Source organism: Enterobacter sp. SECR19-1250, assembly GCF_013391025.1.
Taxonomy (GTDB): Bacteria; Pseudomonadota; Gammaproteobacteria; order Enterobacterales; family Enterobacteriaceae; genus Enterobacter; species Enterobacter cloacae.
Genome location: NZ_JACASJ010000058.1, coordinates 1 through 21,431, shown reverse-complemented (window position 1 = coordinate 21,431; position 21,431 = coordinate 1). Strand labels below are relative to the sequence as shown.

Here is a 21,431-nt window from a genome sequence, read left to right as displayed (position 1 = left end):
ATAAATCACGTCATGGTGAGCTAACCTTAATCACCCTGTGGCAAGGTGACGTCAATTTCATCAAAGGGGATTCGTGATGTTAAACGCCTGGCACCTTCCGGTTGCCCCATTTGTTAAGCAAAACAAAGACAACCTTGTGATTACGCTCTGGCTGGCGGGGGAAAATCAGCCTGAACGCGTGACGCTACGCGCTGAAGTCGATAATGAAGAAACCACGCTGAAAATGAACAAGCAGCGCAGCCAGCCGCAGCCTGGCGTAACGGCATGGCGGGCAAACATCGACTTGCGCAGCGGCCAGCCGCGCCGACGCTATAGCTTTAAGCTGCTCTGGAATAACCGCCAGCTGTGGTTTACCCCGCAGGGATTTAGCCGTTTTCCTCCGGCGCGGCTGGAGCAGTTTGCCGTCGATTACCCGGACGCTGGCCCGCAGTGGGTTAACGACCAGGTCTTTTATCAGATCTTCCCGGATCGCTTTGCGCGCAGCGAAACGCGCACCGCCGGGCAGGATAAGGTCTATTATCACCACGCCGCAGGACACGACATTATCCTGAAAGAATGGGATGAGCCGTTAACCGCGCAGGCGGGCGGCTCGACGTTCTACGGCGGCGATCTTGACGGCATCAGCGAAAAGCTACCGTATCTGAAGAAGCTGGGCGTGACGGCGCTGTACCTTAACCCGGTGTTTAAAGCACCGAGCGTGCATAAATACGATACCGCCGATTATCGCCACGTTGACCCGCAGTTTGGCGGTGATGACGCGCTGCTTCGTCTGCGTAAAAATACGCAAAAAGAGGGCATGCGTCTGATTCTGGACGGCGTGTTCAACCACAGCGGCGACTCACACGCGTGGTTTGACCGTCATAACCAGTCGATGGGCGGGGCGTGCCATAACCCGGATTCACCCCAGCGCGACTGGTACAGCTTCAACGAGGAGGGTCACGCGCTGGACTGGCTGGGCTATCCGAGCCTGCCGAAGCTGGATTTCCAGTCGCCAACGCTGGTGAACGAGATTTACGGCGGTGAAAACAGCATTGTGCGCCACTGGTTGAGTGAGCCATGGAATATGGATGGCTGGCGTCTTGACGTGGTGCATATGCTCGGTGAAGCGGGCGGGGCGCGTAATAACCTTCAGCACGTCGCCGGGATCACTCGTGCAGCAAAAGCCGCGCAGCCGGAGGCGTTCGTGTTTGGCGAACATTTTGGCGACGCGCGCCAGTGGCTGCAGGCGGACGCGGAAGATGCGGCAATGAACTATCGCGGTTTTACCTTCCCGCTGTGGGGATTCCTTGCTAACACCGATATTTCCTACGATCCGCAGCATATTGATGCGGAAACCTGCATGGCGTGGATGGATAACTACCGCGCCAGTCTTTCGCATCAGCAGCAGTTACGGATGTTTAACCAGTTGGACAGCCATGACACCGCGCGATTCAAATCCCTGCTCGGTAAGGATGTCGCGCGCCTGCCGCTGGCGGTGACCTGGCTCTTTACCTGGCCGGGCGTGCCGTGCATCTATTACGGCGATGAGGTGGGGCTGGACGGGAACAACGATCCGTTCTGCCGCAAAACCTTCCCATGGGATCCGGCGAAGCAGGACAACGTGCTGTTCAGCCTGTATCAGCGGCTGGCGAAACTGCGTAAGCAGAGCCAGGCGTTGCGCTACGGTGGTTGTCAGGTGGTTTATGCCCACGACAACGTGGTGGTGTTTGTCCGCGTCTATAACCAGCAGCGCGTGCTGGTAGCCATCAACCGGGGCGAGGCGTGCGAAGTGGTGCTGGATGACTCTCCGCTGCTTAACGTGAGCGCGTGGCAGCTAAAAAAGGGGAAAGGGAGCGTGCAGGAGGGGATCCTCTCCCTGCCGGCGATTTCTGCTTCCGTCTGGTTTGGCTGACGGTGTGATAACAAAAAGGCCCGCATAAGCGGGCCTTTTTCGTAAACCGTGCCGATTACAGGCTGGATACGTTCTCGGACAGGTATTTCGCAACGCCGTCTGGGGACGCAGACATACCTTCTTTACCTTTTTCCCACTGAGCCGGGCACACTTCACCGTGCTCTTCGTGGAACTGCAGCGCGTCAACCATACGCAGCATTTCGTCGATGTTACGACCCAGCGGCAGATCGTTCACAACCTGGTGACGCACGATGCCGTTCGCGTCGATCAGGAAGGAGCCACGCAGCGCAACGCCAGCGTCCGGATGTTCGATACCGTAAGCCTGCTGGATTTCGCGTTTGATGTCCGCAACCATTGCGTATTTCACCGCACCGATGCCGCCTTTGTCGACAGGGGTGTTACGCCATGCGTTGTGTACAAACTCAGAGTCGAAGGAGACGCCAACCACTTCTACGCCACGCTTCTGGAATTCTTCATAACGTTTGTCGAACGCGATCAGCTCAGACGGGCAAACGAAAGTGAAGTCCATTGGCCAGAAGAACAGAACGGTCGCTTTACCGTTGGTGTGCTGTTTGAAGTTGAAGTTTTCAACGATTTCACCGTTGCCCAGAACTGCTGCAGCTGTAAAATCCGGAGCCGGACGAGTTACCAGAACCATATGATTCTCCTGTAGATACTAAGGTTATTTGGAACGCAACGCGAGCCAGTATAGAGAGTGTTCATGGATAAGACAAAGAGGTGGTGACAATCGTTCCGCCAGCTTTTACCTATCAATGCGAATTCTGTCAGAGCTGTTTGTTTTTCGCCTGCGTCATCATTCGCGGGTAAAACTGCCAGAAACGCGTTTCCAGCGCATCGTAATGTTCGTCCAGGTCATGCCATGAGTCGCGTAGCGCATCCAGACGCGGTCGGCGGCTCGCCATCCCATTTAACACATTCTGGATGAAGTCCATCTCGCGATAGCGCTCCAGCCAGCGTTCCGACCACAGGTAATTATTCAGATTCACAAAGCGCGGCGGCGAGTCGGGCAGAATGATCGACACCTGCTGGTGGGCATAACGCACAAAATCCGGCAATGGCATCTCCGGCGACAGCTGCGCCCAGTGGCGCGACAGGAAATGGTCCCACATGACATCAAGCGAGATTGGCGCAACGCGGCGCGTTTCGGGGCGAAACCACGCTTTGGCCTCGGTTACTTCTGGCAGATTATCCGTCATGACATCGATACGACGATGCATAAAAATCCCGTCGACAACTTCAGCGGACCAGGTCTCGGCGGGGTTGCCGCGGACGAAATCGGCCAGCAAATTGCCGGAAAGGGAGCTGTCAGCGAGGTGAGCGAGGTGCAGGTGAGCGAGAAAATTCATGCGTTTTATTTGTCCGGGGGCGGCTAGTTGTTGCAGCAAAAGGGTGTGAGCACTAGACTATGCCGCCTGTTTTTAAGTCACGAGTATACGTCATGCGCGTCGCCGATTTCTCCTTTGAACTACCTGAATCCCTGATTGCTCACTATCCAATGCCTGAGCGCAGTAGCTGTCGCTTGCTGTCACTGGACGGGCCAACGGGCGAGCTGACGCACGGTACTTTCACCGATCTGCTCGACAAGCTCAACCCTGGCGATCTGCTGGTCTTTAACAATACCCGCGTGATCCCGGCGCGTCTGTTTGGCCGCAAGGCCAGCGGCGGCAAGATTGAAGTGCTGGTCGAACGTATGCTCGATGATAAACGTAGTCTGGCACATATTCGCGCCTCAAAAGCACCTAAACCGGGTGCCGAACTGCTGCTGGGCGATGACGAGAGTATCAAAGCAACCATGACCGCGCGCCACGACGCGCTGTTCGAAGTGGAGTTCAACGATGAGCGCACGGTGCTGGATATTCTCAATGCCATCGGCCACATGCCTTTGCCGCCGTACATTGAGCGCCCGGATGAAGAGGCCGATCGTGAGCTCTACCAGACCGTCTACAGCCAGAAGCCTGGCGCGGTAGCGGCGCCGACGGCGGGTCTGCACTTTGACGAACCGCTGCTGGAAAAATTACGCGCAAAAGGCGTGGAGATGGCGTTTGTGACGCTGCACGTCGGCGCGGGCACCTTCCAGCCGGTGCGGGTAGACAGCATTGAAGATCACATTATGCACTCTGAGTATGCTGAAGTGCCGCAGGAGGTTGTTGATGCGGTTCTGGCGGCAAAAGCGCGCGGCAGCCGCGTTGTTGCGGTGGGCACCACCTCCGTACGTTCACTGGAGAGCGCTGCCCAGGCGGCTCAACAAGATCTGATCGAGCCGTTCTTTGGCGATACGCAGATCTTTATCTATCCGGGCTATCAGTACAAAGTCATCGATGCACTGGTGACCAATTTCCATCTACCTGAATCAACGCTGATTATGCTGGTCTCCGCCTTTGCGGGGTATCAGCACACCATGGCGGCATACAAGTCTGCGGTAGAACAAAAATATCGCTTTTTTAGCTACGGGGACGCGATGTTTATCACGTACAATCCGCTGGCTTTGAATGAGCGTGTCGGGGAATAAGTCCGCGGCACCGGAATAATGTGTTGGACTGTTTTTCTGGCACAGAGGAATAAAAATGAAATTTGAACTCGATACCACCGATGGCCGCGCGCGTCGCGGTCGCCTGGTGTTTGATCGCGGCGTGGTGGAAACCCCCGCGTTTATGCCTGTGGGGACTTACGGCACCGTAAAAGGGATGACGCCGGAAGAAGTAGAAGCCACTGGCGCCCAGATTATCCTCGGTAATACCTTCCACCTGTGGCTGCGTCCTGGTCAGGAGATCATGAAGCTTCACGGCGATCTGCATGACTTCATGCAGTGGAAAGGCCCGATCCTGACCGATTCTGGCGGTTTCCAGGTCTTCAGCCTGGGTGATATTCGCAAGATCACCGAGGAGGGCGTCCACTTCCGTAACCCGATCAACGGCGATCCGATTTTCCTCGATCCTGAAAAGTCTATGGAGATTCAGTACGATCTCGGCTCTGACATCGTGATGATCTTCGACGAATGTACGCCATACCCGGCGGACTGGGATTACGCTAAACGTTCCATGGAGATGTCGCTGCGCTGGGCGAAGCGTAGCCGCGACCGTTTTGACTCCCTGCAGAACAAAAATGCGCTGTTCGGCATTATCCAGGGCAGTGTTTACGAAGATTTACGCGATATCTCTGTTAAAGGTCTGGTAGAGATAGGTTTTGATGGCTACGCTGTCGGCGGTTTAGCTGTGGGTGAGCCGAAGGAAGACATGCACCGTATTCTGGAACATGTCTGCCCGCAAATCCCGGCGGATAAACCCCGTTACCTGATGGGTGTGGGTAAGCCAGAAGATCTGGTTGAAGGTGTGCGCCGCGGCATCGATATGTTCGACTGCGTCATGCCAACCCGTAACGCACGTAACGGTCATCTGTTTGTTACCGATGGCGTGGTGAAAATCCGTAACGCGAAGCATAAGAGTGACACCAGTCCGCTCGATGCCGAGTGCGATTGCTACACCTGTCGCAATTATTCTCGCGCGTATTTGCATCATCTCGATCGTTGCAATGAGATTTTGGGCGCGCGTCTCAATACCATTCATAACCTTCGCTATTATCAGCGCTTAATGGCTGGTTTACGCAAGGCTATCGAAGAGGGTAAATTAGAGAGCTTCGTGACCGATTTTTACCAACGTCAGGGTCGAACCGTTCCACCTTTGAACGTTGATTAATATTAATAATGAGGGAATTTGAATGAGCTTTTTTATTTCTGATGCGGTAGCGGCAACAGGTGCTCCAGCGCAGGGCAGCCCGATGTCTCTGATTCTGATGCTGGTTGTGTTCGGTCTGATCTTCTACTTCATGATCCTGCGCCCACAGCAGAAGCGTACCAAAGAGCACAAAAAGCTGATGGACTCCATCGCGAAAGGTGATGAAGTCCTGACTAACGGTGGCCTGGTCGGTCGCGTAACCAAAGTGGCTGAAAGTGGCTACATTGCTATCGCCCTGAACGACACCACTGAAGTGGTTATCAAACGTGACTTCGTAGCTGCCGTTCTGCCGAAAGGCACCATGAAGGCGCTGTAATCCCAACTTTTCCCAAAGGGAACTGCCGTGTTAAACCGTTATCCTTTGTGGAAGTACATCATGCTGGTCGTCGTGATTCTCGTCGGCCTGCTGTACGCGCTTCCCAACCTGTATGGTGAGGATCCGGCTGTTCAAATCACTGGCGCGCGCGGTGTCGCCGCCAGTGAGCAAACGCTGATCCAGGTCCAGAAAACGTTACAAGAAGAAAAAATTACCGCTAAGTCTGTGGCTCTGGAAGAGGGCGCAATTCTTGCTCGCTTCGACACCACCGACACGCAGCTCCGCGCTCGTGAAGCGCTGATGGGCGTGCTGGGTGATAAATACGTCGTGGCGCTTAACCTTGCTCCTGCTACCCCACGTTGGCTGGCTGCGCTGAGCGCAGAGCCAATGAAACTCGGTCTTGACCTCCGTGGCGGCGTGCACTTCCTGATGGAAGTGGATATGGATACCGCGCTGGGCAAACTGCAGGAACAGAATATCGATAGCCTGCGCAGCGATCTGCGTGAAAAAGGCATCGCGTATACCACCGTTCGTAAAGAAGATAACTACGGTATGAGCATCACGTTCCGCGACAGTGCGGCGCGCGATCAGGCTGTAGATTACCTGACCCAACGTCACCGTGACCTGGTGATCACCGCTCAGGGCAGCAACCAGCTGCGCGCGGTAATGACCGACGCCCGTCTGAAAGAAGCGCGTGAATATGCCGTTCAGCAGAACATCAACATTCTGCGCAACCGTGTAAACCAACTGGGCGTGGCTGAACCGCTGGTGCAGCGTCAGGGTGCTGACCGTATCGTTGTAGAACTGCCGGGTATTCAGGACACCGCGCGCGCGAAAGAGATTCTGGGCGCCACTGCAACGCTGGAATTCCGTCTGGTGAACACCAACGTTGACCAGTCTGCTGCCGCTTCTGGCCGTATTCCGGGTGACTCGGAAGTGAAAGAGACCCGCGAAGGTCAGCCTGTTGTGCTGTACAAACGCGTGATCCTGACCGGTGACCATATCACCGACTCCACCTCCAGCCAGGACGAGTACAACCAGCCGCAGGTTAACATCTCGCTGGACAGCGCGGGTGGTAACATCATGTCTAACTTCACCAAGGACAACATCGGTAAACCGATGGCAACCCTGTTCGTGGAGTACAAAGACAGCGGTAAGAAAGACGCTAACGGTCGTGCGGTGCTGGTGAAAGAGGAAGAGGTGATTAACATCGCCAATATCCAGTCTCGTCTGGGTAACAGCTTCCGTATCACTGGTATCAACAACCCGAACGAAGCGCGTCAGCTCTCTCTGCTGCTGCGTGCCGGTGCGCTGATTGCGCCAATTCAGATTGTTGAAGAACGTACCATTGGTCCAACTCTGGGTATGCAAAACATCCAGCAGGGCCTGGAAGCGTGTCTGGCCGGCCTGGCGGTCTCTATCCTCTTCATGATCTTCTTCTATAAGAAGTTTGGTCTGATTGCCACCTCCGCGCTGATCGCGAACCTGGTGCTGATCATCGGCATTATGTCCCTGCTGCCAGGGGCGACGCTGACCATGCCGGGGATTGCGGGTATCGTTCTGACCCTTGCGGTGGCGGTCGACGCCAACGTACTGATTAACGAACGTATCAAAGAAGAGTTGAGCAACGGTCGCTCTGTTCAGCAGGCGATTGATGAAGGCTATAAAGGCGCGTTCAGCTCCATCTTCGATGCGAACGTAACAACACTGATCAAGGTTCTTATCCTGTATGCAGTGGGGACTGGCGCAATCAAAGGCTTTGCGATTACCACCGGTATCGGTGTTGCAACGTCAATGTTTACTGCTATTGTCGGCACCCGTGCCATCGTGAACCTGCTGTACGGCGGCAAGCGCGTCAAAAAGCTGTCTATCTGAGGAGTGCGTTGTGGCACAGGAATATACTGTTGAACAATTGAACCACGGCCGTAAAGTCTGGGACTTTATGCGCTGGGACTACTGGGCCTTCGGCATTTCAGGTTTACTGCTGATTCTGTCCATCGTCGTTATGGGCGTAAAAGGCTTTAACTGGGGTCTGGATTTCACCGGTGGGACGGTGATTGAAATCACCCTGGAAAAACCGGTCGATATGGACCATATGCGTCAGTCACTGCAGAAAGCGGGCTTTGAAGAGCCGCTGTTGCAGAACTTCGGCAGCAGCCGCGACATCATGGTGCGTATGCCGCCGGTACACGATGCCAACGGCAGCCAGGAACTGGGCAGCAAGGTTGTTAGCGTGATTAACGAAACAACCAGCCAGAACGCCACGGTTAAGCGTATTGAGTTCGTCGGCCCGAGCGTGGGTGCGGACCTGGCGCAAACCGGTGCGATGGCACTGCTGGTGGCGCTGATCTCCATCCTGGTGTACGTCGGTTTCCGCTTTGAGTGGCGACTGGCGGCGGGTGTGGTTATCGCACTGGCGCACGACGTGGTGATCACCATGGGCGTACTGTCTCTGTTCCATATTGAGATTGACCTGACAATTGTGGCATCCCTGATGTCCGTTATCGGTTACTCCCTGAACGACAGTATCGTGGTATCTGACCGTATTCGTGAAAACTTCCGTAAGATCCGTCGCGGTACGCCGTACGAAATCTTTAACGTGTCGTTGACCCAGACGCTGCACCGTACCTTGATCACATCCGGTACCACCTTGATGGTGATCCTGATGCTGTATCTCTTCGGTGGTCCAGTGCTGGAAGGCTTCTCGCTGACCATGCTGATCGGTGTGTCTATCGGTACTGCGTCGTCAATCTACGTGGCGTCCGCTCTGGCACTGAAACTTGGCATGAAGCGCGAGCACCTGCTCCAGCAGAAGGTCGAGAAAGAAGGGGCGGATCAGCCGTCTATTCTGCCGTAAGACGTTTATCACGTTATCGAAATCCCGGTCTGTTGACCGGGATTTTTTTATCTGCTCCTGACAAACACTCCTGACAGTATGCTGTCAGGAGCCCTGTCGTAGACTCCTGTTGAACCCAAACAAGAGGCAGGAGGATTTATGAAAAGTGTGATTAACTGGTTTGAGATCCCGGTCGCGGATATGGATCGCGCCATCAAATTTTATGAGCCGGTGATGCAGGTTTCACTGAGGCGCGAGAAAATGGACAGCGCCGAGCTGGCGGTATTCCCGCATGAGGATCCGGCCACCGGCGGTGCGCTGGCTAAATTTGAGGGGATTATTCCCTCGATGCAGGGGGCCATTATCTACCTGCATACTGACAATCTGACCGCTACACTCGATCGCATTGCCTCTGCGGGCGGCGAGTGCGTGTTTGGTCCGCTGGAGTTACCGCGCGGTATTGGTACTATTGCTTTATTTACCGACAGCGAAGGTAATCGCGTCGGCCTTCATCAACCTGCCTGAGAGCGTAAGCAAAAATGACCCGACGCGCTGACCGTTTGTTTCAGATAGTACAGATCCTGCGGGGCCGACGTCTGACAACGGCAGCGCATCTTGCGGACCGGCTCGGCGTTTCTGAGCGCACGGTATACCGCGATATCCGCGACCTGTCGCTTTCCGGCGTGCCGGTGGAGGGCGAAGCGGGGAGCGGTTACCGGCTGATGTCGGGGTTTGACCTGCCGCCGCTGATGCTGACAAACAAGGAGTCTGAGGCGCTGATCGTGGCTATTCGTCTGCTTACCACCTGGGGCGGGGAGTCGCTGTCGCGCGAACTGGAGTCGGCACAGGAGAAAGTGCTCGCGATCCTGCCCGAAGAGAGCCGCCGAAAGGCAGAGCAGACGCGGATCTATGCCCCGGATTTTGGCATGAAAAGCCACTCCCGCAGTGATTTTGATGTCATACATCAGGCGATCTCGGCCCAGCGCGTGCTGGTGCTGCATTATCGTGACGAAGCGGGGCAATTTTCAACGCGTGAGGTTCAGCCGCTGGGGCTGTTTTTCTGGGGAGAACGCTGGCTACTGGCGTCATGGTGTGAACTGCGCGATGACTATCGCTGTTTCCGTCTCGACAGATGCCTCAAAATTGTCCTTACGGAAAGGCGCTTTAGTGAGAGTGCAGACCGATCGCTGGCGGATTTTTTGCGCAAGGTGAAGCAGTAACAAGCCACGGGGAGAGGCAGCCCGCACAGGTTTTGTAGGCCGGGTAAGCGTCAGCGCCACCCGGCAACAATCACACGATTAGAAGTTGTAACCCACTACCAGGTAACCACCCCAACCGGTAGAACGGACGTGTTCGTTCATCCATACCAGTTTAGCGTCGTCGTTCCACTGGCCGCCGTTGTGCCAGTAACGCGCAACAACAGAGTAATGCCAGTGATCGTAGTTCAGCGCCAGAATGTGGCTGGAAGCGATGGAATCGTTGGTACGCTGCTTAATACCGTTCTCAGCGTAACCGCTCTTATCACCCAGATCTGAACCCCAGTCAAAGTTGGTGAAGCCGATATAGCTCAGGTTGCCGCCCCACAGTTGGGTGATTGGCACAAAGTATTTCACTTTGAAACGGTAGCCATCCCATTCGTTCTCGTTTTCAGCGCCGTAGTTCTGCCACTGGTATTTAGCGTACACGTTCAGAGACAGGCTCATTGGCAGGCCCGTGTCGATGTCGGTACCCAGACCCATATACCAGGTGCTCTGGCGACCGGACTTGTTACGGCCCATGTCGTAGATATAGTTGTTCGCGAAATACCACTCTTTGAACGGACCAAACGCCAGGCTGGTACCAGTCAGTTTATCAATAGAGAAGCGCGGTTCGATCTCCATGAACAGTGGGGAACCGTGGTTCCAGATACCTTTTGCGTCGGTGTTACCACCGAAGAAGACCGGTGCATCCATATAGCCGTAGAAATCAAACCAGTCTTTCTTGGCGAACGCTTCGTACTCCAGGTAGGTATCGTTACGGATCTGAGGTCCGAAACGGGTGTGGTAGCTGCCGACCACGTTAACGCTCTGGTGCCACCAGTCGGAGAGGTATTGTGGTTTATCGTTTTCCGCTGCGTTAACAGTGAAAGAGGAGGACAATGCCAGCACGGCGCCGGCTGCGAGTAATGTTTTTTTCATAATCATGCCACTGATTGAAATTCCCTTCCGGGAGTGAAAAATGCGCGAATTGCGTTTCTAAATATTTCGTGTTTCTGCGGAGCCTATTATAGGAATCCTTGCTCACAAAAATATGTGTTGTTTCACATATCTCTCACACGCGTAATCGATTGCGTTCACGTTTGCGTACTTTAAACGGCCGGGATTGTAGCGGCAATCATTTATGTTGCCAATCCATACGAAATGTAAATGTTAGCGGAGTGACATTTCACTCCGCTCAAAAGGAGGGGGATTACTGTGCGGCGGGTTGGATGTCGTGAATGCGGATAAAGCCTAACTGATCGGGCGTAAGGCCGCTTAACTGAAGCGGAATATCCACATCACTCGGCGCTAAAACACTGGCCGGGGCGGTGAAGAGCTGATTCTTCACGTTCACCTCCTGGTAATTCTCGGTGGTGCCCTGGATCTGGCCCCACTCGACGGTGCCGCTAAAGGCTGGCAGCGGATCGTTGGACTCACCCTGAATGCGTAATGTTGCGCGAGTACCATCCGCATTTGCCGCCACATTCACCAGCGACATTTTTAACGTGCCAACCTGGCTGTTGAGACGGGCAGGGGTGTTGGCCCCCGGCAGCAAATACACTCCGCTGGTGGATTTTGCATTCAGCGCGTTTTGCTGGGTGATCTTCACGGTCTCTTTGTTCAGTTTGTCCATCGCCGTATTGAGCGTATTCACGCTCTGTTTCATCTGGCGAACTTCGGTTTGCTGTGCACAGGCACTAAGGGTGAAGAGGCTCCCCACCAGCAGAATTTTCAGGTAACGTCTTGTCATTGCGTTTAATTCCTTGAAATAACGGATCACCGTAATGGTAGCCAGCATCATCCCGACAGACATAGATCCTTTGTCTCAAAAAGCTCTTCCTTTGTTGTCAGGCCAGTTCAGGGTAAAATGAAAGTCAGTTAACCAGATAACAGGGATACCGTATGCATTGCCCATTCTGCTCCGCTGTGGATACCAAAGTCATCGATTCTCGTCTTGTGGGCGAAGGGTCTTCCGTACGCCGCCGTCGGCAGTGTCTGGTATGTAACGAGCGTTTCACGACCTTTGAGGTGGCAGAGCTGGTCATGCCGCGCGTGGTAAAAAGTAACGATGTGCGCGAGCCGTTTAACGAAGAGAAGCTGCGCAGCGGAATGCTCAAAGCGCTGGAGAAACGCCCCGTCAGCGCGGATGACGTCGAAATGGCGTTAAACCACATTAAATCTTACCTTCGTGGTCTGGGTGAACGTGAAGTGCCCAGCAAGATGATCGGCAATCTGGTGATGGAGCAGTTGAAAAAGCTCGATAAGGTTGCCTATATCCGCTTCGCCTCTGTCTACCGCAGTTTCGAAGATATCAAAGAGTTTGGCGAAGAGATCGCCCGCTTACAGGATTAAGTCCATGCAGGATGAGATGTACATGGCGCGCGCCATGAAGCTGGCGCAGCGCGGTCGATTTACCACCCATCCCAACCCCAACGTCGGGTGCGTCATTGTTAAAGATGGCGAGATCGTGGGCGAAGGTTTCCACTACCGCGCGGGCGAGCCCCATGCTGAAGTGCATGCCCTGCGTATGGCGGGTGAAAAAGCGCGCGGAGCGACGGCCTACGTGACGCTTGAGCCATGCAGCCATCACGGGCGCACGCCGCCATGCTGTGAAGCGCTGATCGCGGCGGGAGTGTCACGCGTTGTCGCTGCGATGCAGGATCCTAATCCCCAGGTGGCCGGACGTGGTCTGTACCGTCTGCAGCAGGAAGGGATCGATGTTAGCCACGGCCTGATGATGCAGGACGCGGAAGCGATTAACAAAGGCTTCCTGAAGCGCATGCGTACAGGGTTCCCGTATATTCAGCTCAAGCTGGGCGCCTCACTGGATGGCCGCACGGCGATGGCGAACGGCGAAAGTCAGTGGATCACCTCGCCGCAGGCAAGGCGCGATGTGCAACGTCTGCGTGCGCAAAGCCATGCTATCCTCACCAGCAGTGAAACGGTTCTCGCGGACGATCCGGCCATGACCGTGCGCTGGAACGAACTGAATGCCGATACCCAGGCGCTGTATCCGCAGGAAAACCTGCGTCAGCCGCTGCGTATTGTCATTGATAGCCAGAACCGCGTCACGCCTGAACACCGCATTGTGCAGCAGCCCGGTGAAACCTGGATTGCCCGCACAAAAGATGATTCACGCGACTGGCCGGAAAGCGTGCGCAGCATTATGGTGCCGGAGCACAACGGTCATCTGGATCTCGTGGTGCTGATGATGCTGCTGGGTAAGCAGCAGGTGAACAGCATCTGGGTGGAAGCCGGCCCGACGCTGGCAGGCGCACTGCTCCAGGCAGGTCTGGTCGATGAACTGATTGTCTACGTTGCGCCTAAACTGCTGGGTAGCGACGCGCGTGGCCTGTTTGTGCTGCCCGGCCTTGAAAAACTGGCCGATGCACCACAACTCAAATTTAGCGAGATTCGTCCGGTGGGGCCGGATGTTTGCCTCCATTTAACGACAGCGTAATTGCTTCTGAAATAGGGAAGCAGTGCGCAAAGTATTATGATAAAATCCGCCCCCCTGCGGGGCCAAATGAACCCGTAAAGGAAGAGTATGAACATTATTGAAGCTGCTGTAGCTACCCCGGACGCTCGCGTCGCCATCACCATTGCGCGTTTCAACAACTTCATCAACGATAGCCTGCTGGAAGGTGCGGTTGACGCCCTGAAACGTATCGGCCAGGTTAAAGATGACAACATTACCGTTGTGTGGGTTCCAGGTGCTTACGAACTGCCACTGGCAGCGGGCGCGCTGGCGAAAACCGGTAAATACGACGCGGTGATTGCGCTGGGTACCGTTATTCGTGGCGGCACTGCGCACTTCGAATACGTTGCGGGCGGTGCAAGCAATGGTCTGGCGCACGTTGCACAGGACGCTGAAATTCCTGTCGCGTTCGGCGTGCTGACCACTGAAAGTATTGAACAAGCCATCGAACGTGCTGGCACTAAAGCCGGTAACAAAGGTGCAGAAGCTGCACTGACCGCGCTTGAAATGATCAATGTATTGAAAGCCATCAAGGCCTGATTTTTTTGTAAGGGGAATTCCGTGAAACCTGCTGCTCGTCGCCGCGCCCGTGAATGTGCCGTTCAGGCACTTTACTCCTGGCAGTTGTCCCAGAACGACATCGCTGATGTTGAATACCAGTTCCTGTCAGAACAGGACGTGAAAGATGTTGACGTCCTGTACTTCCGTGAACTGCTGTCGGGAGTGGCGACTAATAGCGCGTATCTCGATGGTCTGATGAAACCCTATCTCTCCCGTCTGCTCGAAGAGCTGGGTCAGGTAGAAAAAGCAGTGCTGCGCATTGCGCTGTTTGAGCTGTCTAAACGTGATGATGTGCCGTACAAAGTGGCCATCAACGAAGCGATCGAACTGGCGAAAACCTTCGGCGCTGAAGACAGCCACAAGTTTGTAAACGGCGTTCTTGATAAAGCAGCACCTGCGATCCGTCCCCACAAAAAGTGATCCGCAAACCGGAGCTCTGCATTGCCTGACGGGCAGTGCGGCTCCGGTTTTTTCTTTTATTTGCTGAGGCATAACGTATGGCATGCGGCGAATTCTCCCTGATTGCCCGTTATTTCGACCGTGTCAGAACCTCTCGTCTTGATGTTGAAACCGGCATTGGCGATGACTGTGCACTTCTCAATATTCCCGAAAAACAGACGCTGGCAATCAGCACCGACACCTTAGTGTGCGGGCGCCATTTCTTACCTGATATCGATCCTGCCGATCTGGCGTATAAAGCGCTGGCGGTCAACGTGAGCGATCTGGCCGCGATGGGGGCCGATCCGGCGTGGTTAACGCTGGCCCTGACGCTGCCAGAGGTCGATGAACCCTGGCTTGAAGCCTTTAGTGACGCTCTGTTTGAGCAGCTTAACTACTACGACATGCAATTGATTGGCGGCGATACCACGGCGGGGCCGCTATCGATGACGCTCGCGATCCACGGTTATGTGCCGGCTGGACGCGCGCTGAAACGCTCCGGGGCGAAACCTGGCGACTGGATCTACGTCACCGGTACGCCGGGCGACAGCGCAGCGGGACTGGCGATCCTTCAGGATCGCTTAACCGTGAACGATACTGACGACGCGGCGTATCTGGTCAAACGCCATCTGCGGCCAACGCCGCGTATTCTTCACGGTCAGGCGCTACGCGAACGGGCAAGCTCAGCTATCGACCTCTCGGACGGGTTAATTTCAGATCTCGGTCATATTCTGAAGGCCAGCGGTGTCGGCGCGCGCGTTGACCTGGATCTGTTCCCGCTATCAGAGCAGCTGCTTCGACACGTCGAGCCTGAGCAGGCGCTGCGCTGGGCGCTCTCCGGCGGCGAAGATTATGAGCTGTGCTTTACCGTGCCTGAGCTCAACCGTGGGACGCTGGACGTGGCGTTAGCGCATCTCGGCGCGAAATTTACCTGTATCGGCCAGATCATGCCGGAGAGTGAAGGGCTGAAGTTTGTGAAAGATGGTGCGCCCGTTACGCTGGACTGGAAAGGGTACGATCACTTCGGGTGATGTTGTGCGATCTGTACTGCCGGGTGGCAGCTTCGCCTTACCCGGCTTACGTATCAGAGGGTTAGGGAGAGGGATTACTTAAACCCCACCACCGGATGCTGCTGATACGGTGTCTCCAGCTCGGCAATCTGCTCCGGCGTCAGCGTGATATCCACCGCATTCAGCAGTTCATCAAGCTGCTCTTCCCGCGAAGTGCCAATAATCGGTGCCGCGACGCCGCGTTTACCCAGCAGCCATGCCAGCGCGACCTGGGCGCGGGTGGCTCCGGTATCGTCGGCGATCCCGGCTAACCGTTCGGCAATTAACGCATCGCTGGCTTCTGTACTGGAATAAAGATTTTTTCCTACTTCATCCGATACCAGGCGGGCCGTGGTTTCCCCCCACGGACGGGTCAGGCGACCACGTGCCAGCGGGCTCCACGGGATCACCGCCACGCCTTCCTGATAGCAGAGCGGTAGCATCTCGCGTTCTTCTTCGCGATAGATCAGGTTGTAGTGATCCTGCATGGTGACGAAGCGCGCCCAGCCATGTTGCGCCTGCAGAGCCAGCGCCTGGGCAAACTGCGACGCGTGCATAGACGATGCGCCGATGTAGCGCGCTTTACCGGCTTTCACCACATCGTTGAGCGCTTCAAGCGTCTCTTCAATGGGCGTGTTGTAATCCCAGCGGTGAATTTGCAGCAGGTCGACATAGTCCATGTTCAGGCGTCGAAGGCTGTCATCAATGGAACGCAGGATCTGGGCGCGAGAGAGCCCCTCAGCCAGATCGCCCACCGGGTAATAGACCTTGGTGGCGACGACGATTTCATCACGACGCGCAAAATCGCGCAGGGCACGGCCGACGATCTCTTCACTGCTGCCGTCGGAGTAGCTGTTGGCGGTGTCAAAGAAGTTAATGCCACCTTCAATGGCGCGTTTGATGATAGGGCGGCTGCTCTCTTCCGGCAGCGTCCAGGCGTGATTACCCCGGTCAGGCTCGCCAAAGGTCATACAGCCCAGGCAAAGTCGGGAAACGTTAAGATCCGTTTTTCCTAATGTCGTGTATTGCATGGTTCCACTCCTGCTTTTTTAAACAATACGTTTAAGCATAGCAGGAGCGGAAAAGGGGAAGGATCAGGCAAGCCTGCTACGAATTTTGGCTTCAATACCAGCGGCGTCCAGGCCAATTGCCGCGCGGGCTTCGTCCTGAGTACCTTGCGGAATGAAGTGATCCGGCAGACCAAGGTTCAGTACCGGAACGGCTTTACGGTTCGCCATCAGCACCTCGTTCACGCCGCTACCTGCGCCGCCCATGATGGCGTTTTCTTCCAGCGTCACCAGCACCTCATGGGTTTCTGCCATTTCCAGGATCAGGGATTCATCGAGCGGTTTCACGAAGCGCATATCCACCAGAGTGGCATTCAGCGCTTCAGCGACCTTAGCGGCCTCTGGCATCAGGGTGCCAAAATTCAGAATTGCCACTTTCTCACCGCGACGTTTCACCAGACCTTTACCTATCGCCAGTTTTTCCAGCGGCTGCAGCTCAACGCCTACCGCGTTACCGCGTGGATAGCGAACCGCGCTTGGACCATCCTGGTAGTGATAGCCGGTATACAGCATCTGACGACATTCGTTTTCGTCACTTGGCGTCATGATAACCATGTCCGGGATGCAGCGCAGGAACGAAAGATCGAATGCACCCTGGTGCGTCTGGCCGTCAGCACCCACGATGCCTGCGCGGTCGATAGCAAACAGCACCGGCAGCTTCTGGATGGCAACGTCATGGATCACCTGATCGTAGGCGCGTTGCAGGAAGGTGGAATAGACCGCCACCACCGGTTTGTATCCACCAATCGCCAGACCCGCCGCGAAGGTGACTGCGTGCTGCTCGGCAATCGCCACGTCAAAATACTGGTCAGGGTATTTTTTGGAGAACTCGACCATGCCGGAACCTTCACGCATAGCCGGGGTGATCGCCATCAGCTTGTTGTCTTTCGCCGCGGTTTCACATAACCAGTCGCCGAAGATTTTGGAATAGCTCGGCATACCGCCGCTGCTTTTTGGCAGACAACCGCTGGTCGGATCGAATTTAGGTACCGCGTGGAAAGTGATCGGATCTTTTTCCGCCGGTTCGTAACCACGGCCTTTCTTCGTCATGATATGCAGGAACTGCGGGCCTTTCAGGTCGCGCATGTTCTTGAGCGTGGTGACCAGCCCCAGCACGTCGTGCCCATCAACCGGGCCGATATAGTTAAAGCCCAGCTCTTCAAAGAGTGTGCCCGGCACGACCATGCCTTTGATGTGTTCTTCGGTGCGCTTGAGCAGCTCTTTGATTGGCGGTACGCCAGAGAAGACTTTCTTGCCGCCTTCGCGCAGCGTGGAGTAAAGCTTGCCGGAGAGCAGCTGTGCCAGATGGTTGTTCAGCGCGCCGACGTTCTCGGAAATCGACATTTCGTTATCGTTCAGGATAACCAGCATGTCCGGCTTGATATCGCCCGCGTGGTTCATGGCCTCAAAGGCCATCCCGGCGGTGATGGCGCCGTCGCCGATCACGCAGACGGTGCGGCGCTGCTTGTTCTCTTTTTCGGCGGCCACGGCAATACCGATACCCGCAGAGATGGAGGTGGAGGAGTGGCCGACGCTTAAAACATCGTACTCACTCTCACCGCGCCACGGGAACGGATGCAGGCCGCCTTTCTGGCGGATCGTGCCAATTTGATCGCGACGACCCGTCAGAATTTTATGTGGATAGGCCTGATGGCCCACGTCCCAGATGAGCTGATCGAACGGGGTGTTGTAGACGTAGTGCAGCGCAACGGTCAGCTCGACCGTGCCAAGCCCGGAGGCGAAATGTCCGCTGGAGCGGCTTACGCTGTCGAGCAGATAGCGACGCAGCTCGTCGCACAGCTTCGGCAGGTTCTCTTTCGGCAACAGACGCAACTCCTGGGTGGAGTCAACTAACGCCAGTGTCGGGTATTTGGCAATATCAAAACTCATCAAAGGCTCATCGAGATAGTGTGTTTATTTATCACGCTGGATTATATAGTCCGCTAGCGCTTCCAGTGCCGAGGTATCGAGAGACTGCGCGGCCAGTTCATTCAGCGACTGGCGGGCTTCCTCTATCAGATCCCGGGCTTTACGCTGGGCTTGCTCAAGACCCAGCAGGGCGGGGTAGGTACTTTTGCCAAGCTGCTGATCCGCACCCTGACGTTTACCCAATGTTGCAGTATCGCCCACCACATCCAGAATGTCATCCTGAACCTGGAACGCCAGACCGATACTTTCTGCGTATCTGTCCAGAATCGGCAGGGCTTTGCGCCCCTGTTCACCCGCGCTCAGTGCGCCCAGGCGTACGGCGGCACGGATGAGTGCGCCCGTTTTATGCCGGTGAATACGCTCCAGCTGTTCCAGATTAACCTGACGTCCTTCTGCCTCCAGATCCAGCGCTTGCCCACCGCACATTCCGGCAACGCCGCTGGCCATCGCCAGCTCGGAAACCATTGCCAGACGGTCGCGATCGCTGACTTCTGCCATCGGCGCATCGCTCAGAATAGAGAATGCCAGCGTTTGCAGGGCATCCCCCGCCAGGATGGCATTCGCTTCGCCAAACTTAATATGGCAGGTTGGCTGACCGCGACGCAGATCGTCATCATCCATCGCCGGTAAATCATCGTGGATCAGCGAGTAGGCATGGATGCACTCAACGGCGGCAGCCGGGGCGTCCAGCGTAGTATCGCTGATACCAAACATATTGCCTGTGGCGTAGACGAGGAACGGGCGCAGGCGCTTTCCACCCAAGAGTGCGCCATAGTGCATGGCCTCAACCAGTGGAGTGTTCTGAAAAGGTTGTGGCGCAATAAAACGGCGCAGGGCGTCGTTGGCGCGTATGACTCGCGCCTGAAGCTCGTTAGCAAAATCCATTTACTCGCCGTCCGGTGTGAAAGGCGTTGTCTTAGCGTCTTCGCTATCGGAAAGCAGGATCTGCACACGCTGCTCGGCCTGCTGCAGTTTAACCTGCCCCTGGCGCGCCAGCTGCACGCCACGCTCGAATTCGTTGAGCGCCTCTTCCAGCGGTAAATCACCGCTCTCAAGGCGGGTGACGATCTGCTCCAGTTCACTCAGCGCAGTTTCAAAACTGGCCGGTGCGTCGTTCTTCTTCGGCATAGTGAATTGACTCTTATATTCTCAGCCCCGACATGGTAACGGACTCGGGGCAATTATCAAATAACGCGCAATGTGCACAGGAACGGCGCGATGGTGGTATACTTGCGCGCCTGGATGCAGCCACGGGTGTGGGCTGTAATATTATTTTCCATTACAAGCCTTAATACGCTTGCCTAAGAAACATTGCCGCCATGAAGTTTATCATTAAATTGTTCCCTGAAATCACCATCAAAAGCCAATCTGTGCGTTTGCGCTTTATTAAAATTCTCACCGGGAACATTCGTAACGTTTTAAAACACTACGACGCAACCCTCGCCGTGGTGCGCCACTGGGATCACGTTGAAGTTCGCGCGAAAGATGAAAACAAACGTCAGGACATTCGCGACGCGCTGACCCGTATTCCGGGTATTCACCATATTCTGGAAGTGGAAGATGTTCCGTTCACTTCCCTGCATGACATCTTCGAAAAAGCGCTGGTGCAGTATCGCGACCAGATCGAAGGCAAAACCTTCTGCGTGCGCGTGAAGCGTCGCGGCAAGCACGAATTCAGCTCTATCGAGGTGGAACGTTACGTTGGCGGCGGTCTGAACCAGCATGTTGAAACGGCGCGCGTGCGTCTGACCAACCCGGATGTCACCGTGAACCTGGAGATCGAAAACGATCGCCTGCTGCTGGTGAAAGGGCGTTACGAAGGTATCGGCGGCTTCCCAATCGGTACCCAGGAAGATGTCCTGTCCCTGATTTCCGGTGGTTTCGACTCTGGCGTCTCCAGCTACATGCTGATGCGTCGCGGCTGCCGTGTGCATTACTGCTTCTTTAATCTGGGCGGCGCGGCGCATGAAATCGGCGTGCGTCAGGTGGCACACTATCTGTGGAATCGCTTTGGCAGCTCGCACCGCGTGCGCTTTGTGGCGATCAACTTCGAGCCAGTGGTTGGCGAAATCCTGGAGAAAGTGGACGACGGTCAGATGGGCGTGGTCCTCAAGCGTATGATGGTGCGTGCGGCCTCTAAAGTAGCGGAACGCTACGGTGTGCAGGCGCTGGTCACCGGTGAAGCGCTGGGTCAGGTTTCCAGCCAGACGCTGACCAACCTGCGTCTCATCGACAATGTCTCTGACACCCTGATCCTGCGTCCGCTGATCTCTCATGACAAAGAGCACATCATCGATCTGGCGCGCGAAATCGGCACTGAAGATTTTGCCCGCACCATGCCAGAGTACTGCGGCGTGATTTCGAAGAGCCCGACGGTCAAAGCGGTAAAAGCGAAGATCGAAGCGGAAGAAGAGAACTTCGATTTCAGCATTCTGGATAAAGTGGTGGAAGAAGCGTCCAACATCGACATCCGTGAGATTGCCCAGCAGACCGAGCAGGAAGTGGTTGAAGTTGAAACCGTGAGCGGTTTCGGTGCCAACGACGCGATTCTGGATATCCGCTCCGTTGATGAGCAGGACGACAAGCCGCTACAGGTGGAAGGGGTGGAAGTGGTTTCTCTGCCGTTCTATAAGCTGAGCACCAAATTTGGCGACCTCGACCAGAGCAAAACATACCTGCTGTGGTGTGAGCGTGGGGTGATGAGTCGCCTGCAGGCGCTGTACCTGCGTGAGCAGGGCTTTGCGAATGTGAAGGTGTATCGCCCGTAGTTTTTTGTGGGGGTGTGTGTGGCTTGATGCCCCCACCCCGACCCTCTCCCACGGGGCTGAGGGTTCCCCAGAAAAATGAAAAGCACGATGAAGTGTGATCTACTGGTT

The 21,431-nt window shown here is 55.4% G+C and carries 22 protein-coding genes; 14 read left to right on the top strand and 8 right to left on the bottom strand.

Annotation, left to right across the window (positions count from 1 at the left end; translation table 11 throughout):
- The first annotated feature begins 76 nt into the window (after positions 1–76).
- Positions 77–1,891 (top strand): maltodextrin glucosidase, encoded by a 1,815-nt coding sequence (gene malZ / locus HX884_RS15560; RefSeq protein ID WP_178328450.1) that lies wholly within the window; start codon positions 77–79, stop codon positions 1,889–1,891.
- Positions 1,892–1,946: 55 nt separating this feature from the next.
- On the opposite strand, the gene HX884_RS15555 is transcribed toward malZ, so the two are convergent.
- Positions 1,947–2,549: a peroxiredoxin gene (locus HX884_RS15555; RefSeq protein WP_013095829.1), complete on the bottom strand. Its 603-nt coding sequence runs from the start codon at positions 2,547–2,549 to the stop codon at positions 1,947–1,949.
- 127 nt (positions 2,550–2,676) lie between these two features.
- Positions 2,677–3,258 carry an ACP phosphodiesterase gene (acpH, locus tag HX884_RS15550; protein ID WP_058661736.1) on the bottom strand — a complete coding sequence of 194 codons (582 nt, stop codon included), beginning with the start codon at positions 3,256–3,258 and terminating at the stop codon, positions 2,677–2,679.
- A gap of 92 nt (positions 3,259–3,350) precedes the next feature.
- Between acpH and queA the strand changes: the two genes are divergently transcribed.
- The 7 genes from queA (at position 3,351) to HX884_RS15515 (ending at position 10,015) form a co-directional block, all read left to right on the top strand.
- Entirely contained in the window at positions 3,351–4,421 is a 1,071-nt protein-coding gene (queA, locus tag HX884_RS15545; protein WP_178328449.1) for a tRNA preQ1(34) S-adenosylmethionine ribosyltransferase-isomerase QueA, read from the top strand.
- A gap of 55 nt (positions 4,422–4,476) precedes the next feature.
- Positions 4,477–5,604 carry a tRNA guanosine(34) transglycosylase Tgt gene (gene tgt, locus HX884_RS15540; protein ID WP_013095832.1) on the top strand — a complete coding sequence of 376 codons (1,128 nt, stop codon included), beginning with the start codon at positions 4,477–4,479 and terminating at the stop codon, positions 5,602–5,604.
- Positions 5,605–5,626: 22 nt separating this feature from the next.
- Positions 5,627–5,959, top strand: coding sequence for a preprotein translocase subunit YajC (gene yajC / locus HX884_RS15535; RefSeq protein WP_000007630.1), 333 nt, complete (start codon positions 5,627–5,629; stop codon positions 5,957–5,959).
- A 27-nt stretch (positions 5,960–5,986) separates the two neighbouring features.
- The gene (gene secD / locus HX884_RS15530; RefSeq protein ID WP_071830016.1) at positions 5,987–7,834 is read left to right on the top strand and encodes a protein translocase subunit SecD; all 1,848 of its coding nucleotides are present in this window, start codon (positions 5,987–5,989) and stop codon (positions 7,832–7,834) included.
- A gap of 10 nt (positions 7,835–7,844) precedes the next feature.
- Positions 7,845–8,816 (top strand): protein translocase subunit SecF, encoded by a 972-nt coding sequence (secF, locus tag HX884_RS15525; RefSeq protein WP_178328448.1) that lies wholly within the window; start codon positions 7,845–7,847, stop codon positions 8,814–8,816.
- 138 nt (positions 8,817–8,954) lie between these two features.
- Positions 8,955–9,320 (top strand): VOC family protein, encoded by a 366-nt coding sequence (locus HX884_RS15520; protein ID WP_045292953.1) that lies wholly within the window; start codon positions 8,955–8,957, stop codon positions 9,318–9,320.
- 14 nt (positions 9,321–9,334) lie between these two features.
- Positions 9,335–10,015 (top strand): YafY family protein, encoded by a 681-nt coding sequence (locus HX884_RS15515; RefSeq protein WP_020686374.1) that lies wholly within the window; start codon positions 9,335–9,337, stop codon positions 10,013–10,015.
- A gap of 78 nt (positions 10,016–10,093) precedes the next feature.
- Here HX884_RS15515 and HX884_RS15510 read toward each other — a convergent pair whose 3' ends face one another.
- Entirely contained in the window at positions 10,094–10,972 is an 879-nt protein-coding gene (locus HX884_RS15510; RefSeq protein WP_058681199.1) for a nucleoside-specific channel-forming protein Tsx, read from the bottom strand.
- A 271-nt stretch (positions 10,973–11,243) separates the two neighbouring features.
- Positions 11,244–11,783 (bottom strand): DUF3251 domain-containing protein, encoded by a 540-nt coding sequence (locus HX884_RS15505; RefSeq protein ID WP_014830864.1) that lies wholly within the window; start codon positions 11,781–11,783, stop codon positions 11,244–11,246.
- A gap of 152 nt (positions 11,784–11,935) precedes the next feature.
- On the opposite strand from HX884_RS15505, the gene nrdR reads away from it, so the two are divergent.
- The 5 genes from nrdR (at position 11,936) to thiL (ending at position 15,541) form a co-directional block, all read left to right on the top strand.
- Entirely contained in the window at positions 11,936–12,385 is a 450-nt protein-coding gene (gene nrdR, locus HX884_RS15500; protein ID WP_008503337.1) for a transcriptional regulator NrdR, read from the top strand.
- 4 nt (positions 12,386–12,389) lie between these two features.
- Positions 12,390–13,493: a bifunctional diaminohydroxyphosphoribosylaminopyrimidine deaminase/5-amino-6-(5-phosphoribosylamino)uracil reductase RibD gene (ribD, locus tag HX884_RS15495; RefSeq protein ID WP_149896807.1), complete on the top strand. Its 1,104-nt coding sequence runs from the start codon at positions 12,390–12,392 to the stop codon at positions 13,491–13,493.
- Between the two features lie 87 nt (positions 13,494–13,580).
- A complete protein-coding gene (gene ribE, locus HX884_RS15490) occupies positions 13,581–14,051 on the top strand; it encodes a 6,7-dimethyl-8-ribityllumazine synthase (RefSeq protein WP_003859098.1) in 471 nt (156 codons plus the stop codon).
- A 21-nt stretch (positions 14,052–14,072) separates the two neighbouring features.
- The gene (gene nusB, locus HX884_RS15485) at positions 14,073–14,492 is read left to right on the top strand and encodes a transcription antitermination factor NusB (RefSeq protein WP_006809908.1); all 420 of its coding nucleotides are present in this window, start codon (positions 14,073–14,075) and stop codon (positions 14,490–14,492) included.
- Positions 14,493–14,569: 77 nt separating this feature from the next.
- On the top strand, positions 14,570–15,541 hold the full coding sequence (gene thiL, locus HX884_RS15480) for a thiamine-phosphate kinase (protein WP_013095840.1): 972 nt from the start codon (positions 14,570–14,572) through the stop codon (positions 15,539–15,541).
- A 74-nt stretch (positions 15,542–15,615) separates the two neighbouring features.
- Here the strand turns inward: thiL and HX884_RS15475 are convergent, their stop codons facing one another.
- From HX884_RS15475 to xseB, 4 genes are all read right to left on the bottom strand, one after another.
- Complete coding sequence (locus tag HX884_RS15475; protein ID WP_013095841.1) at positions 15,616–16,590, bottom strand: aldo/keto reductase; 975 nt, start codon at positions 16,588–16,590, stop codon at positions 15,616–15,618.
- Between the two features lie 63 nt (positions 16,591–16,653).
- Positions 16,654–18,516, bottom strand: coding sequence for a 1-deoxy-D-xylulose-5-phosphate synthase (gene dxs / locus HX884_RS15470; protein WP_178328447.1), 1,863 nt, complete (start codon positions 18,514–18,516; stop codon positions 16,654–16,656).
- A gap of 24 nt (positions 18,517–18,540) precedes the next feature.
- Positions 18,541–19,440 (bottom strand): (2E,6E)-farnesyl diphosphate synthase, encoded by a 900-nt coding sequence (gene ispA, locus HX884_RS15465; protein WP_014830869.1) that lies wholly within the window; start codon positions 19,438–19,440, stop codon positions 18,541–18,543.
- Positions 19,441–19,683, bottom strand: coding sequence for an exodeoxyribonuclease VII small subunit (gene xseB, locus HX884_RS15460; protein ID WP_178328446.1), 243 nt, complete (start codon positions 19,681–19,683; stop codon positions 19,441–19,443). It lies immediately after the preceding gene.
- 191 nt (positions 19,684–19,874) lie between these two features.
- Between xseB and thiI the strand changes: the two genes are divergently transcribed.
- Positions 19,875–21,323, top strand: a complete 1,449-nt coding sequence (thiI, locus tag HX884_RS15455; RefSeq protein ID WP_178328445.1) for a tRNA uracil 4-sulfurtransferase ThiI — start codon at positions 19,875–19,877, stop codon at positions 21,321–21,323.
- Positions 21,324–21,431: the final 108 nt, after the last annotated feature.